Genomic DNA, 15,728 nt, shown 5'->3' with positions numbered 1-15,728 from the left:
TTATTTAATATATAATGATAATCATTATTACTAACGGCTGCGTTTTAATTCAAAGTATGGTGATTCAATCAACCCTGACCATGCCCGAGTGGGATGGCTTCTATCGGCTGCATGCGCCGTGGCTGCTACAGCTTATCCGTTTTCAAACCGGTAATGTGCACGTGGCTGAAGACATCACGCAAGATACGTTTGTAAAGGTGATGGTGACGGTGAGCCAACAAACCTCGCAGGCGATTCGGGAGAATCCGCGTGCCTTATTACAGGTGGTGGCGAAGCGTTTGTTTATTGATAAGATTCGCCATGACGTGATCGAGCAAGGTTATTGGGCTAGCCTGAGAGACTTACACGGCGGGGCCAGCGAATACGATGTTGAGGCGCATGTGATGGCGATTCAAACCCTGACCTCGCTGTCACAGGCGCTAGAGCAGTGTAGCGATCGGCAAAAGCAAATATTCTGGTGCTTCTATTTTGAGGGCCTCAAACAGTTAGACATTGGTCACCGTCTAGGCTTGTCTTTAGCCACCGTTAAGCGCGAGCTTAGCCAATGTTTGTTTCGCTGTTATCATATCTACCAAGCCTCATGATGCAACCGACCGACGAACAAATTAAGGCCGCCATTGAATGGCACCTACACTTTATCGATACCGAACAGGATGCCGCTCAGGATCAGGCTTTTCAAGCTTGGTTAGCGGCTGACGGGCGGCATCAAGCTGCTTGGGCCACCTTGGCCAGTATGCACCAAGGCTGGCAGGCAGGCAGCGAACCGGCGGCTGCTGCCTTACAAAAGCTGGCTGTTTTACAGGCCGAGCCGAATGTGTTTGCTTCGGCGCGGCCTTATTTACGCCAGCAGGCTAAGCGGCATAAGCAGACATTGGCTTCTGCCGTATTGCTGTGCTTGGGCCTTGGGGTGCTGTTGCAAAGCCATTGGGGCACTTGGCTGATGGCCGACCATCGCAGTGGCCTAGGAGAGCGTCAGCAGGTACGCTTGGCCGATGGCAGTGAGCTGATTTTGGGTAGCGACACGGCGATTGACGTGGCCTATACGGATAACCGCCGTCAAATCACCTTATTGCAGGGAACGGTGTATGCGCGCGTGGCTAAAAACCCGCAGCGGCCTTTTGTCATTGTAACCGAACATGGTCAAGCCCAGGCTTTGGGCACAGCCTTCAGCGTACAGCGTACGCCACAGCAGACAGCGGTTACCGTAGTTGAATCGCGGGTGCGCAGCTGCGTGCCTCGGGCCGTGAACGCGCCGGCAAACTGTGTCGACCTTGGGCCGAATCAACGCAGTGTGTTGTCGGCTGCTGGCGTCGGTCCTGTTATGGCGGTGGACGCAGATGATGAGGTGGCTTGGACGCAAGGACAGCTGGTGGCCAAAGACATGCCGCTGTCGGTGTTGCTGCAGCATTTAAATCAGCATCACCGTGGCCTGATTCGTTACGATGAGGCCCAGATGAGGCAATATCGTATCTCCGGCGTCTTCCCCCTTAACGATGCCGTAGCGGCGTTGCGGACCATTCAAAGCGCCTACCCGATTCAGATCGGGGGCTTTACATCTTATTATCTGACCGTCTCGTTCGCTGATTAGTTAAATCATCTATCAAAACAATTATTTATGATTATTTCTTGTGTTTGTTTGAGCTACTTATCGATTTGGTTCGTTAATTAGGCATCAGAACTCATTCACAAGAAAGCACACACATGACTCAAAATAAAATAGCGCTGTTGGTGTCTGGCCTGCTGGCGATGGGGCTAGGGCAAGCGCAGGCAGCTCAGGGCGAAGAAGTTGCCACGAGCTACGCCATACCGGCTGGACAGCTGGCGAATGCTTTAAATCAATTCGCTCAGGCCAGCCGCATCAATCTTGCCTTTTCACCCAGCCTGACTCAGGGTTTAACCACCAAGGGCCTACAAGGCTCGTATACACCGGCTAAAGGGCTGCGTCAGCTATTGGCGGGACATAACCTGCGATTGGTCGCCGAGAATGGCACCTATAGCATCCGTTCGGCCCAGGATACTGCCGCTACCGGAGCAGGCAATATCGAGGATGTGATCGTCATCGGCAGCCGCCAAGTAAACCCAAGCCCTGGCCGGGTTTATTTAGATAAAGAACAGCTTGAGCGCTATCGGGGCACCGGTAACGGCGATGTGTTCCAAGGGATTTCTGGGGTTCAGGTGAATAGTTTGCGCAATGAGGCGGGGGCTTTGGACATCGGCATTCGTGGGGTGCAGGGCGAAGGACGCGTGCCGGTATACATTGACGGCAGTTTGCAGTCGACCCATACCTTTCGAGGCTATCAAGGCGAGAGCGATCGCACCTATGTGGACATGGACTTAATCAGTTCTGTGGTCACCGATAAGGGGGCGAGCGCGAGCAAGTACGGCACGGGGGCGATTGGCGGATTGGTGCAAATGAAAACCCTGGGCGTGGACGACATCTTGCTGCCCGGGCAATCATATGGTGTCTTGTTAAAGGGCAGCTTGTTTAACAATAATAAAACCCCGAACGTGCCAAGTGATGAGCGGGGGCAGCAGAGCTATGCCTTAAGCGATGGCCAAAAGTCGCGTCATTTTAAGAACGGTGCGTTTACGGTGGGTTTTGCCTATCAAGACGAACGCTTTGACTTTGTTACGGCCTATAACCACCGTAAAGTCGGCAATTATTTTGCCGGTAAAAAAGGCCGAGACCGATTCAACCCCGATCAAGCCATGATCAGCCCAGGTCAAGAGGTGGTGAATACCAGCTACGAAAGCGATTCTGGCATTGCCAAACTGGGCATTAATCTGACCGACTCACAGCGTTTAGAGCTGAATTTCCGCCGCCACCTGCAAAAAGCCGGCGAGGTATTGTCCTTTTACTGGTTTAAAAGCGAGCGGCCCGATGGCGATCACATGCCGCAATGGATGCCGGGCTCAGCACGCGTCAGTGCCTCCAGCGTCGAGCATCGATATCAGCCAGCGGACAATCCTTTAATCAATTTAACCACCAGCTTTTGGCAGACGAAGGCCAAAATGCATCAGTATAATGGTTTAAGTATGAGTCCAGGCGCCATGTATGGCAATCAATACCTAGGCAGTGCCGCCGATGACCGACATGGCTTGAACATACAAAACATCAGCGTTTTGTCGAGCCTACCCTTGACGCTTAACTATGGCGTCACGTTGGATCAGCAGCGCATGCAGCCGCGCAATTTATATCAAAGAGAGTCTAGTCGCGACGCGAAGCGGGAAGAGCAATCGATGTTCTTAAATCTTAATTATGCTGCGGCTGTGGCCGATGTCAATCTGAATAGCCGCCTGCATAAAGGCAGGATTACCGATTTTAATGGCTCTAAGCTCTATCAAACGACAGATACTTTAAAATATGATTATCATACGAAGTTTGATTGGCTTGGCCATTTGGCGGTCCATCTGGACGACCACTTAGATGTGTTTGCTCAATACAGCAATAGTTATCGTAACCCCAGCCTGTTTGAAGGGTCTAGTTCGAATGAGACCTTTAGCTTTGATTGGCACTATCCCCTTAAGCCGGAAAATGCGCGTAGCTATGAATTAGGCTTTAAAGGTCAGTATCAAAACTTAATCAACAACAGCGATAGGCTCACTTTTAAGGCCAATTATTTTCACAATGACATCAAGAATTTTGTGACGGCCGGCACCCATAAGAGTGCGCCTGGCGCGGCTTGGTGGGCTTCGACCAGCTATACTTTTGTGAACTACAACCGTTTCTTGATGAAGGGATATGAGCTGAGCTTAGCCTATGACAGCCCTAGATTCTTTATTGATGTTAATGCCACTTTATACAATAAACCCAAAATTTGCCCAGACAGCGCCAATGTGTGCTCTGAGGCCGGTGGGGAGTGGAGCCTGATTCCAGCTAGGATCGCGCCTAAGCGCTTGCTGAACCTAGCCGTTGGCGCCTATTTCCTCGATCGAGATTTAAGCGTCGGCGCCCGTTTGCGCTACCATTCGGCCAAGCACAATCCTAAGGGGTGGTTGAACGGTACCGGCATCAGTGGCCGCGCCGTAGAGGAAATTCCAGCGGAGAAAATCGTGGATTTATTTGCTAAGTATAAGGTGAATAAGCACGCAGAAGTGACCGTCAACGTGGACAACTTAACCAACCGTTATACCTTTGATCCGGGCACCGTGATTGGCATGCCGATGCCAGGGCGGACGGTGAAAATGGGTTTGAGCATGCGCTTCTAAGCAGGTTCAAATACTAAAAAGCTGCCTTTGCGGGCAGCTTTTTTGTGGCGTGGTTATTTTTGATATTGAGCCAAGAGGCTCAGCTGGGTGTCGATGGGCTCGCCGTCGACCGGAAGCTTGTGGTAATCGCCGTGTTCGTCCATTTGCCAAGCCTTGATGTTGTCCTGTAAGAAGATGCTTAGGCCTTCTTTGATGATGCGTTTTTTGACTTTGGCATCGAGGATGGGCACGCAGGTTTCAATGCGGCGTAAGAGGTTACGGCCCATCCAGTCGGCGCTGGCGATGTAAAGGTCTTCTGCGCCTTGGTTGTAGAAGTAATACACTCGCGAATGCTCTAGGAAGCGCCCGATGATGGAGCGCACCCGTATGTTCTCGGACAGGCCTTCGATGCCGGGCTGTAAAATACACATGCCGCGCACAATGAGGTCAATTTGCACGCCGGCCTGGCTGGCTTCATAGAGTGCAGCGATGACTTGGGGCTCAATTAAGGCGTTCATCTTGGCGATGATCTTGGCGTGCTTGCCGGCCCGTGCCGCCGCGGTTTCGGCGGCGATGCTGGTTAAGATCATTTTGTGCAGGGTGAAAGGGCTTTGGAACAGCTTGTTGAGCTTGCTGGCGTGGCCTAGGCCGGTGATTTGAATGAATAAATCATTAGCGTCAGAGGCAAATTCATCATCGCAGGTAAAGAGGCCAAAATCGGTGTAGGCGCGCGCCGTGCTTTGATGGTAGTTACCGGTGCTGAAGTGGACGTAGCGTTTTAATTCGTTGCGTTCTTTACGCACGATTAAGGCCATTTTGGCGTGAACCTTATAGCCAAAGACACCGTACACCACGTGGGCACCAGCATCTTCTAAGCGGCTGGCCCAGCGCAGGTTGGCCTCTTCATCAAAGCGGGCCATCAGCTCGACCACAACGGTGACCTGCTTGCCGGCTAGGGCGGCAGACACCAAGGCTTCGACCAGTTCAGAATCTGAGCCGGTACGGTAAATAGTCATTTTAATGGCCACGACGGTAGGGTCGGTGGCGGCCTGTTGCACAAAATTCAACACCGGCGTAAATGATTGATAGGGGTGGTGCAGCAAGATGTCTTGCTTTTTAATCGCTGCAAAAATACTGCGGTTGTTCTTTTTGAATTCTGGCGGCTGAGCAGGCGTGAACGGCGTAAACTTAAGGTCGGGGCGGTTCACCAGCGCGTGAACGGCGTTAAGGCGCACCAGATTAACCGGACCGTCGACCTGATATAAATCTTCTTCGGTTAGGTTGACCTGACGCAGTAGAAATTGGCTGACGTGCTCGGGGCAGTTATCCGCCACTTCTAGGCGAACGCCTTCGCCGTACTGTCGATCACGTAGCTCACCGATGATGGCCGTGCGTAAATTGGTGAGCTCCTCTTCGTCGACGGTTAAGTCGCTGTCGCGGGTGAGCCTAAACTGGTAGCAGCCCTTGACCGTCATGCCTAAGAATAGGGGGTGGACATGGGCGTGCAGGATGGATGATAAAAACACAAAGCCAGTTTTGTCACCGGTTAATTCTTTGGGCAGCGCCACGATGCGCGGCAAAATGCGCGGCGCTTGTACGATGGCCATGCCCGACGGGCGGCCAAACGCATCCTTGCCTTCTAATTCGATGGCAAAGTTAAGCGACTTATTCAGCAGTTTGGGAAAGGGATGCGATGGGTCTAGCCCAATGGGCGTCAGAATCGGCAACAGCTCTCGGTCGAAATAGGCCTTAATCCAATCGCGCTGAGCATCGTTCCATTCACGACGGCGATAAAATTTAATCCCTTCTGCTTCTAAAGCCGGGAACAGCTGGTCACGCAAAATGGCGTATTGGTCGCGGATAAGGTTTTTGCTGACGGCCAGTACTTTGTCCAGGGTTTCTTTGGCCGTGGTGCCGTCGACTAAAATGCGCTCGGGAGTGGCGCGATGGGTCTGTTTTAGCCAGGCCACGCGGACTTCAAAAAACTCATCCAGATTAGAGGACACAATGCACAGATAGCGAAGCCGTTCCAGTAACGGGATCGAGGGGTCTTCGGCCTGCGCCATGACGCGCTGATTAAAGGCCAATAGGCTTAGTTCTCGACACAAAAGCTGTGACATTTTGTAGGGGTTCCTCTGATCTATTGTACTATAGGGGGTGACAGACAGCATGCTTGGGGCATGCTGTAACTTAGGGTTTAAAGATACGCTGTTTTGTGGCACAAGAAAAGGGCTTAAGCGCCGAAAAGAGGGGTTTCTTGCTGAAATGGCCCAGGGTTTGGGAAATCAAGTGAGGGCGCCGACTCAATGGGCGAAATTTGCTATGATGTGATAATGAATGATCAAGGATTGAAGCCTTAATTTTAGGCGTCAAGAGAGGGCAGAATGAATAAAGCGTTTACCAAAGAAAATGATGATGAAGATTTAGATCCTGTGGTGGAAGTGAGCATGCCGCAGGTGCGCAAAAATTACATGACGCCTCAAGGCTGGCAGGCGCTGAAAGATGAGCTGTCGTTCTTAGTGCATAAGGATCGCCCCGAGGTGGTGAATATTGTGAACTGGGCGGCGGGTAACGGCGACCGTAGTGAGAATGGTGACTATATTTATGGTAAGCGCCGCTTACGCGAAATCGATAGGCGCATTCGATTTTTAACCAAACGCTTGGAAGAAGTGCTGGTTGTCGACCCGGAAACCCGAGAGAAGACCGATCAGGTGTTTTTTGGCGCCACAGTGACGATAGAGCGTGAAGTATTGGGCGTACAGGTGATTAAAATTGTAGGCGTGGATGAACTGGACTTAAGTAAGGGCAAAATCAGCTGGGTGTCGCCCTTGGCCAAAGCTTTGATTAAGCAATACGAAGGCGACGTGATTTTATTTAGAACGCCCGATGGCGAAGAAGAGATTGAAATCGTGTCGGTCGAGTACATCAAGATCGATTAGTTCGGCTGAGGCTGTGATTAAAGCCGTTGGCCATTTATTAAGTATAAATAAATATTGTAATCAATGATTTTATGAATATGGCGCAAGCTTGAGGAGAGTCACCATGGCATCTATTCCTACTCCCGAACCGACTGTTGAGCCTGCTGACCCGCCTAAGGCCGGCCTGCACCTAGGCTTGCCGAGTTTGCCAGCGCTGTCGGCGGCTTTGGGTAATGTGGCGTCGGCACTGTCGGTGATGGCGGCTTTGGCCGTGGTCTTAGGCGGTACGGTGATTTACTTTTACCTGAAGAGCCTGGGGCAGGCCAGCTTCATGTTGAATGCGTTTAATTACACGTCTTTACTGTTGATCGTGTCGGCGCTGTTTTTCAGCATGGCCTTGGCGATTTTAGCGGTGTTGCTGAGCCCTTATTTTTTTATTTGGCTGATCGACGATGTGATGCGGCTGTCGGCTAAGCGACACCCTATTGATTTGGCGCGGCGGCGGGCACACGCCCAGATTCGCCCACACTGGCTGAATCATCAGGGGGTGTTAAGCCTGGTGTTGGTTTTGGTTTGTATTGCCTTATGGGATCACCCCACTTGGGCTTTGTTGTGGGCCGGGCTGGCTTTATGGTTATTGGCTTTGCGTCACCACGGCCGACCGCTCATGCGCCTGCTGGTGGATAAGCCCACAGGCTTTAAAATACTGAGCCTAGCCTTACTGACCTTGTTTACCTGGGCCATCTATGCCGCTTTGGCCTTCTTTTTGATGATGGTGTTTGTGTCCTTGGATTTTGCCCATTTTGGCAGTCATCTGAAAATGGGCTTATTGCTGCTGTTTGTGCTGGCCCATTGCGTGCTGATCGACAGTGAGTATTTAAACGTGGTGTATCGAGGTGACCGGGATTACTTTAAGCATAAGTTCAAATATTCGCTGCTGTCGGCCTTTATGGTGTTTTTGTCGGTGGTGTTCATCGTGGAAAGCTTCCCGTTTGGTTTGTTCAGTAAAATGGGCTTGGCCGAAGACAAAAGCGAGCCAGCCTATTATTTATTGGATGAGACGGTGATGCACAGCAGTGAGCTACAGCTAAACTTGGCTCATTGGCGCGTGGCGCACATTGAGCTACAGGGAGCAGATACGGATGGGGCCAAGCTGGTGCGTCAAACGGCGCCAAGTGAAGCATCCCAACCTTATATCTTGGGCTATGCGGCGCTGAAATTGTCGGATACGACTATTTTGTGCGCGGTAGAAAAGCGGCAGACCTGTATCGTGCTCAGAAGCTTATCCATTAAGGATACCTTTCAGCCCAGCTGGCTATAGCCAGCAGAATAAAAAAAACGACCGAGAGGTCGTCTTTTTATGGCCTCAATACTTAGAACAGCTGCTTGATGCCCAACATACCGGCAATGTCACGGTGGCTATTTTTGCCAAATTGGTAGCCAACGTTGGCCCAGATCTGGGTGCGAGGGGCCAACTTGGCCTCAAGGCCAAGCTTGAGTTCACCCACATTGTTTAAGCCATCGATGTGGCTTTTGGTTTGATCCATCTTAATGGCGTAGTCACGGCTGTTGTGCAGCCAGTTGAGCTCGGCATAATATTGCTGGCTTTGCTGTTTCTGGGCAGCCTCATTTTGCGCATACAGGCGCACCCCAAGGCGGGTTTGTAGATTGTTGTCACCTTGATGTTGAATGCGGGTGCCGTTTTGCTCGACAACGTCCCCAGTTTTGACGCCCATCCACGTCAGTTGAGCTTTGGGCTGTACATAAAGGCGGGTGCTGTGGGTACCCACAGTGCCCAGAGGGTGGGTGTAGCCAGATTCAACCGAGGCCGTCCAGCCGCTGGCGTTGTAGCGTTCGGTGGGTAGGTCTTGGCCCTCAATCTTGTTTTTGAAGTGGTTGTACATTAACCAGCCGTCGACGTAGAGGCCGGCTTCGTTATCTAGGCCTTGATACCAAGTGCCGTATAGGCCGACGTGATAGCCTTCAAGCTTGCCGGTGGACGAATAGCCGGTGAGGCTGGCATCGGATTTGGCTTTGTTGTCGCCATAGCCGGCCATCACCCCAAGGTGAACCCGCTGACGATCATCCGTCAGCCATTGGGCTACATCGGTACCCAGTTGAATCACTTTGTGGTCCGACTTGGTTTTGATCTGGCCACTGTTGTCCTTAAAGCGGGTTTGGCCCGCCACAATACGTGTCCAGACGGCGCCCACTTTTTGTTGGCTTAATAAGGCTTCGGTGAAGCCACCTTCACCCACGCGATCCTGCAAGCGTAGGTTGAAGAGGGTGTTGCTGGCTAAATAATTACCTAAGTAGCTGCCGACCTCAGGTCGCCCTGTATCGGGTGGCGTGATGGGCGGCTCAATAGGGGGTTCGACAGGGGGTTCAACGGGAGGGTCAATCGGCGGATCAATGGGGGGGTCAATTGGCGGATCAACGGGCGAGAGCTTGCTGGTCAGCGACCAATCTTTATTGTTGGCTGCATCACGGGCCAGGTGGTAATCGTAGGTGCCGGCGACGACACGGCCCTGTTGCACAAAGGTACCGTCGGATGCGCCGGCCACTTCAATCAGTTTAATGCCGTTTTCGGCCACGGCCCCTTCACCACCAGATGCCTTAATGAAGACTTTGGTGCTGCCCTTAGTGTTACCGCCAATGATCAGTTTGTCGGTAGCCGAAGTGTCATCGCCTAAGACGGTGTTGAAGTGTAGGGCGCCGTCTTGCCCTTCGTAGTTTTGCTTCACTGTGAGGGTTTTAAAGGCGCCATCATCATGGTTGAACATCATGGCGGCCTGATTGAGGGTGAGGTTGCTGACGTTGGCGTCGCCAATCAAGTCCCATTTACTGCTGGCGCCGCTGATGCTGAGGTCGACCTGGCCGTCTTTGCCTGTGTCGCTTAAGCCGGTAAATAGGCTGCCGTCGCTCATTTTAAGGTCGACCAGCGCAGAGGCGTCGGCGCCGATATTGCCGTTGATGGTGAAGACGCTAGGAGCGGTGGATGTAATGGTAGAGTTCACGCCTTTGGCAAAAATAGTTTTGCCGCTGGGGAGGCCAGTAATGTCGACGTTGCCGTTAAGGTTAATGCTGCTGCCGCGGGCGTTTAGGGTTTCGGCGTACAGGCCGTAGGCGCCTTTGGTGGCGGTACTGATTTTAGTGTGGCCGAGATTGATCTGGCCACCACGGTTGGCGTAGACGGCGTGGGCGTTGTTGCCGTGAGTGATGATGGTGCTGTTGTCACCGATGTTCACGATGGCGTTCCCCTTGGCATTGGCACCACCGCTATTGCGGTTGCCGGCGTAGACGGCGTAGCCAACGGAGTCAATGAAATTGCTGCCGCTGCCTTGGGTTTCGATGTGGGCATTCTTACCTAGGGTAATGACGTTGTTTTTACCCACCTCGGTGCCAGAGTTGGCGCGCACAGCCACACCGCTTTGGGTGCGTATTTCAGCGTGGTCGCCAACGGTGATGGTGCTGCCGCGGGCGTCTTCGGTCATGTTGATGCCATCAGCAGAGCTGCCGCTGGTGTTGATGATTAATTTATCGATGACCATCGAGGCCGTGAGTCGGGTGCGCAAGGCGTCGGCAGCGCTGCCGCTGGTGGTGACGTTGAGGGTTTTGAAGTCAAAATGGGTGTTGTTATTACCGTAGACGCCAAAGCCCCCTAAAGGTGTGGTGCCACCGGCAAGGGTGGTGGTGATGTTGACGGTTGCGTATTTAGCATCAGGTGAGCCGCTGATGGTGTTGTCACAGTCCAGCGTGGTGCCGTTGTCGATGCAGGCGGCATAGCTGCTGAGGTGTAAGGTGTATAAAAATAGGCCTATGCTCAATTGTAGGGTGCGGGTAGAGGTCATCATGGGATTATCCTGTTAGTGGCATCCCTGTAATAGTAACAAAGACTTATGTAATGTCATGGTTCTATTTGTTTAAAATGGGGTCTTTGAAATTTAATGGTGACGTCGCCGTTGGGGCCCATGTTGCGCTTTATGTGCTATAGCTCAGTGTTAAGGCTTTAATAATATTAAATTTCTAATTTAAAATAGTGGATAAAAGACAACAGTCAAGAGGCCCTGACCTTTCGTAGGCCTAAAAAAAACCGCCCCTGAGGGCGGTTTGCGTTGAATTAAGATTAAGCAAAATGACGTCTGGCGGTGGCAAACATGCGATACCAGGCGCTGTTTTCGCCCCAATCTTCAGGATGCCAGCTCATTTGCTGGGTGCGGAACACGCGCTCTGGATGCGGCATCATGATGGTAACGCGGCCGTCGGGCGTGGTGACGCCGGCAATACCGGCTGGTGCGCCATTGGGGTTGAGTGGGTAACGTTGGGTCACGTTACCTAAGCCATCAACGTATTGCAAGGCAATGCTTAAGTCCGCTGGTAGGGTGCCGTTTTGGAATTCGGCGCGGCCCTCACCATGGCTCACCACAACCGGTAGCTCGCTGCCCACCATGTCTTGCAGTAACAAGGAAGGAGAGGCGGCAATTTTTACCATGCTCAAACGGGCTTCGAACTGCTCTGACTCGTTGCGTTTGAACTTCGGCCAAGCGTCGGCACCAGGCACGATGCTGGCGAGGTTGCTCATCATTTGACAGCCGTTGCACACGCCTAGCGATAGGGTGTCTGGACGGGCAAAGAATTGGCTAAAGGCGTCGCGTACGGCGTCGTTAAACAAGATGCTTTTGGCCCAGCCTTCACCAGCGCCTAAAACGTCACCGTAGCTAAAGCCGCCACAGGCCGCCAGAGCTTGGAAGTCGGCCAAGGCCACACGACCGCTTAAAATGTCGCTCATGTGAACGTCGTAGGCATCAAAGCCTGCGCGGGTAAATGCGGCCGCCATTTCAACCTGGCCGTTCACGCCTTGTTCACGTAATACAGCTACTTTAGGCGCCACGCCTTTATTCAAGAACGGTGCGGCCACGTCTTCGTGTACGTCAAAGCTGGCTTGAGCGCGTAGGGCGGTGAGGCCGTCTTCTTGCAAGAGGGCAAACTCGCTGTCGGCGCCTGCAGGGTTGTCACGCAAACGCTGCATTTTATGGCTGGTTTCGGTCCAGGCCGTTTGTAGGGCCAAACGGCTTTCGGCGATCAAGGGGCTGCCGCCGAGGCTGATGTTCAGCGCATCGCTGGCGTTGCTGCTGCCTAGATCGTGTACCAAGTGGGCAATGCCGTTGGCGGCAAAAACCGACATGACGTGCTCAGCATCGGCGGCATTGATTTGGATCACAGCGCCCAGCTCTTCGTTAAATAAAGCGTCGACAAAGTTGTCGTTAACCTGTGCAGCCATCACGGCGTCTAGCGTCACGTCTAGGCCGACGTGGGCCGCGAACGTCATTTCCGCTAGGGTGGTGAATAAGCCACCGTCACCGCGGTCGTGGTAGGCCAATAGGTTTTTCGACTGTAGCAAGGCTTGGATGGCGTTAAAGAAGCCGGCCAAAATGTGGCTTTCTGGCAAGTCAGGTGCAGAACCAGACAAGTCTTTCCATACTTGACTTAAGGCGCTGCCGCCCATGCGGGCATGGCCTTGGCCTAAGTCGATGAGCAAGACTTTATCGGCAGCCACGGCTTTAAGTTCTGGCGTCACGGTTAAGCGCACGTCTTGTACTGGGGCAAACGCAGTGATCACCAAAGATAAAGGTGAGGTCACTGATTTTTGAGCATCGCCTTCAGACCAAACGGTTTTCATCGATAAAGAGTCTTTGCCCACTGGAATACTTAATTTCAGTGCTTGGCAGTATTCAGACACGGCTTGAACCGTCTCGTATAGGCGCGCATCTTCACCTTCGTTACCGCAAGGGGCCATCCAGTTGGCTGATAGTTTGATTAAGCCTAGATCGCCAATGTCGGTGCTGGCAATATTGGTGATCGCTTCACCCACGGCCATGCGGCCAGAGGCGGCGCCGTTAAAGAGGGCAATCGGAGCCTTCTCGCCCATGCTCATGGCTTCACCTTTATAGGTATTAAAGCCCATCATGGTGACGGCAGCGTTGGCCACCGGCGTTTGGAAGCGGCCAACCATTTGGTCACGATGGGTCATGCCGCCGACGCTGCGATCCCCGATGGTGATCAAGAAGTTCTTGTTCGCTACAGTCGGTAAGCGTAATACACGATAAGCGCTTTCCTTCAAGTCTAGGCCGGAGCTTTTGAATTCAGTGTGAATCGCTGGTTTGCTGACATCGCTGCGCGTCGTGCGTGGGGGTTTACCCAGTAACACGTTTAGCGGTAAATCAACGGGATCGTTATCAAATAAGTCATCACGCACCTGCAGGTGACCATCATCGGTAGCCGTACCGACTACAGAGAATGGACAACGTTCGCGGGCGCAGATTTCGGTAAATAGGTCTAGGTCTTTGGGCATGATGGCCAAGACGTAACGCTCTTGTGCTTCGTTACACCAGATTTGCATGGGCGTGAGGCCATGTTCTTCTAGGGCGATGTCGCGTAGCTTGAAAATCGCGCCGCGACCTGCGTCGTTGACCAACTCAGGGAAGGCGTTAGACAAGCCGCCGGCGCCGACGTCGTGAATCGACACGATGGGGTTGCCTTCGCTAAGCTGCCAGCAACGGTCGATCACTTCTTGAGCACGACGCTCAATTTCTGGGTTGCCACGCTGTACCGAATCGAAGTCTAAGTCGGCGCTGTTGGCGCCAGTGGCCATGCTGGAAGCAGCACCGCCGCCAAGGCCAATCAACATGCCTGGGCCGCCTAGCTGAATCAGCAAGGCGCCTTCGGGAATGATGTCTTTTTCAACTTGGCCGCCTTGAATATTGCCTAAGCCACCGGCCAACATAATGGGCTTGTGGTAGCCGCGCACGTCGTCGGCAAAGCTTTCTTCAAAGGTACGGAAATAGCCTAATAGGTTAGGGCGACCGAATTCGTTGTTGAACGCTGCGCCGCCAATAGGGCCATCAATCATGATGTCTAGGGCGCTGGAAATGCGTTCGGGCTTGCCATATTCGGCCTCGGTGGCTGAATACTGCTCCCAAGGCTGTTTGAAGCCAGGGATGTTGAGGTTGGACACGCTAAAGCCGGTTAGGCCTGCTTTAGGGCGGGCGCCTTTACCGGTGGCGCCTTCGTCACGGATCTCACCGCCAGAACCAGTGGCCGCGCCGGCAAATGGGGCAATGGCGGTGGGGTGGTTGTGGGTTTCCACTTTCATGACGATGTGGGTGTCTTCTTCGCTAAAGCGATAGCCTTGTTGTTCGGCAGCTTTAGGATAGAAACGGTCAATTTTGGCGCCTTCAATGATGGAGGCGTTGTCTTTATAGGCCACCACGGTGCCGTGAGGATGTGCTTTGTGGGTGTCGCGAATCATGCCGAACAGGCTTTTTTCTTTGGCTTCGCCATCAAGAATAAAGTCGGCGTTGAAGATTTTGTGGCGGCAATGCTCAGAGTTAGCCTGGGCAAACATCATGAGTTCGACGTCGCTGGGGTCGCGGTTCAGCTTTTGGTAGTTTTCTACTAAATAGTCGATTTCGTCTTCTGATAGGGCCAGGCCTAAATCTAAGTTGGCGGCCACTAAGGCAGAACGGCCTTCGCTCAGTACGGCGACGGTAGAGAAGGTTTTTTCTTCCGGGCGGCTAAACAACCATTGTGCGTCATCGAAGTGATGCAGGACGCTTTCGGTCATGCGGTCGTGTACCAAGGTTTGGAACACGGCCAGTTGTTCGGCGTTTAGACCACTCACCCACAAGGCCATGCCGCGTTCGATGCGGCTGACAACATTAAGCCCACAGTTGTGGGCAATGTTGGTGGCTTTAGAAGCCCAAGGAGAAATAGTGCCAATACGGGGTACCACTAACAGCAAAGATGCCTCACTAATAGGAGGCACCGGGGGTTCTGTTACCGCATCAATTAATTGGCACAACGCGTCTGTTTGCGCGGCCGCCAAAGGGGCTTCGGCGTCAACAAAATACCAATATTCTGAGCGGATGGTTAGGTTGGTAGGAAGGTTAAGCTCTAGAGCTTTTTGATGTAACTTCTCGAGTCGGAATGCAGACAGTGCAGCGGCACCACGCAAGGGCAAAACTAGCGACATGAATCTCTCTCACAAAGCAGTTTGGGGAAAGCCGTTATGATACCTTAAGTTGGCTGTTTTGGCTCTTAAAATTTGCGAAATCGCTTTTAAAAATGAATCCCCTTGATATAGAATGATTTCTATACCCAAGCCAGATTGATTTGCAGAATCAGGGCCTGCCGCTTGGCTGTGGCCCGCTGGCGGAATCTGCTTGGTTGAACGATTTAGTGTCTAGACTTAGGAGCGTTACATGAAGAAGATTGAAGCCATCATCAAGCCGTTTAAATTGGACGACGTGAGAGAGGCATTAACTGAAATTGGGGTAAATGGTTTGACCGTGACTGAAGTCAAGGGTTTTGGTCGCCAAAAAGGGCACACTGAAATTTACCGTGGGGCTGAATATGCGGTGGACTTTTTACCGAAGGTTAAAGTTGAGCTGGTCTTACCAGAAGACATGGTTGAGCGCGCGATTGAAGCCATCATTCAGGTGGCCAGAACGGGCAAGATTGGTGACGGTAAAATTTTCGTGTCGTCGGTGGAAGAGTGCATCCGTATTCGTACAGGTGAGCGCGACGAGCAGGCCGTATAACCTAGTATATAAACGCCGACTA

The 15,728-nt window shown here is 52.5% G+C and carries 9 protein-coding genes; 6 read left to right on the top strand and 3 right to left on the bottom strand.

Annotated elements, in window-relative coordinates:
- Window positions 1-56: 56 nt before the first annotated feature.
- The 3 genes from AB8Q18_07980 to AB8Q18_07970 all read left to right on the top strand — a co-directional run bounded on the left by AB8Q18_07980 (window position 57) and on the right by AB8Q18_07970 (window position 4,209).
- Entirely contained in the window at window positions 57-584 is a 528-nt protein-coding gene (locus AB8Q18_07980) for an RNA polymerase sigma factor (protein ID XDZ50134.1), read from the top strand.
- A complete protein-coding gene (locus AB8Q18_07975; protein ID XDZ50133.1) occupies window positions 581-1,588 on the top strand; it encodes a FecR domain-containing protein in 1,008 nt (335 codons plus the stop codon). The genes AB8Q18_07980 and AB8Q18_07975 overlap by 4 nt, the downstream gene beginning before the upstream one ends.
- Before the next feature lie 113 nt (window positions 1,589-1,701).
- Window positions 1,702-4,209, top strand: coding sequence for a TonB-dependent receptor (locus AB8Q18_07970; GenBank protein ID XDZ50132.1), 2,508 nt, complete (start codon window positions 1,702-1,704; stop codon window positions 4,207-4,209).
- Between the two features lie 53 nt (window positions 4,210-4,262).
- Here AB8Q18_07970 and ppk1 read toward each other — a convergent pair whose 3' ends face one another.
- Complete coding sequence (gene ppk1 / locus AB8Q18_07965) at window positions 4,263-6,308, bottom strand: polyphosphate kinase 1 (protein ID XDZ50131.1); 2,046 nt, start codon at window positions 6,306-6,308, stop codon at window positions 4,263-4,265.
- Between the two features lie 327 nt (window positions 6,309-6,635).
- Here ppk1 and greB point away from each other — a divergent pair, with 327 nt between their 5' ends.
- Both greB and AB8Q18_07955 read left to right on the top strand, forming a co-directional pair.
- A complete protein-coding gene (gene greB, locus AB8Q18_07960) occupies window positions 6,636-7,127 on the top strand; it encodes a transcription elongation factor GreB (protein XDZ52911.1) in 492 nt (163 codons plus the stop codon).
- Between the two features lie 103 nt (window positions 7,128-7,230).
- A complete protein-coding gene (locus tag AB8Q18_07955) occupies window positions 7,231-8,427 on the top strand; it encodes a hypothetical protein (GenBank protein XDZ50130.1) in 1,197 nt (398 codons plus the stop codon).
- Window positions 8,428-8,479: 52 nt separating this feature from the next.
- On the opposite strand, the gene AB8Q18_07950 is transcribed toward AB8Q18_07955, so the two are convergent.
- Both AB8Q18_07950 and purL read right to left on the bottom strand, forming a co-directional pair.
- Entirely contained in the window at window positions 8,480-10,960 is a 2,481-nt protein-coding gene (locus AB8Q18_07950) for an autotransporter outer membrane beta-barrel domain-containing protein (protein XDZ50129.1), read from the bottom strand.
- A gap of 272 nt (window positions 10,961-11,232) precedes the next feature.
- The gene (gene purL / locus AB8Q18_07945; GenBank protein ID XDZ50128.1) at window positions 11,233-15,138 is read right to left on the bottom strand and encodes a phosphoribosylformylglycinamidine synthase; all 3,906 of its coding nucleotides are present in this window, start codon (window positions 15,136-15,138) and stop codon (window positions 11,233-11,235) included.
- 229 nt (window positions 15,139-15,367) lie between these two features.
- Between purL and AB8Q18_07940 the strand changes: the two genes are divergently transcribed.
- Window positions 15,368-15,706, top strand: coding sequence for a P-II family nitrogen regulator (locus AB8Q18_07940; protein ID XDZ50127.1), 339 nt, complete (start codon window positions 15,368-15,370; stop codon window positions 15,704-15,706).
- The last annotated feature ends 22 nt before the right edge of the window (window positions 15,707-15,728 follow it).

The organism is Neisseriaceae bacterium CLB008 (genome assembly GCA_041228285.1).
GTDB lineage: Bacteria > Pseudomonadota > Gammaproteobacteria > Burkholderiales > Neisseriaceae > JAGNPU01.
The sequence above is the reverse complement of the archived record's forward strand: the minus strand, read 5'-3'. Positions and strand labels throughout refer to the sequence as shown.

What these genes read in the sequence shown, in the direction of transcription:
- AB8Q18_07980 (XDZ50134.1), top strand. Translation starts at nt 57, where the DNA reads ATGGTGATTCAATCAACCCTGACCATGCCCGAGTGGGATGGCTTCTAT.
- AB8Q18_07975 (XDZ50133.1), top strand. Translation starts at nt 581, where the DNA reads ATGATGCAACCGACCGACGAACAAATTAAGGCCGCCATTGAATGGCAC.
- AB8Q18_07970 (XDZ50132.1), top strand. Translation starts at nt 1,702, where the DNA reads ATGACTCAAAATAAAATAGCGCTGTTGGTGTCTGGCCTGCTGGCGATG.
- ppk1 (XDZ50131.1), bottom strand. Translation starts at nt 6,308, where the DNA reads ATGTCACAGCTTTTGTGTCGAGAACTAAGCCTATTGGCCTTTAATCAG.
- greB (XDZ52911.1), top strand. Translation starts at nt 6,636, where the DNA reads ATGCCGCAGGTGCGCAAAAATTACATGACGCCTCAAGGCTGGCAGGCG.
- AB8Q18_07955 (XDZ50130.1), top strand. Translation starts at nt 7,231, where the DNA reads ATGGCATCTATTCCTACTCCCGAACCGACTGTTGAGCCTGCTGACCCG.
- AB8Q18_07950 (XDZ50129.1), bottom strand. Translation starts at nt 10,960, where the DNA reads ATGATGACCTCTACCCGCACCCTACAATTGAGCATAGGCCTATTTTTA.
- purL (XDZ50128.1), bottom strand. Translation starts at nt 15,138, where the DNA reads ATGTCGCTAGTTTTGCCCTTGCGTGGTGCCGCTGCACTGTCTGCATTC.
- AB8Q18_07940 (XDZ50127.1), top strand. Translation starts at nt 15,368, where the DNA reads ATGAAGAAGATTGAAGCCATCATCAAGCCGTTTAAATTGGACGACGTG.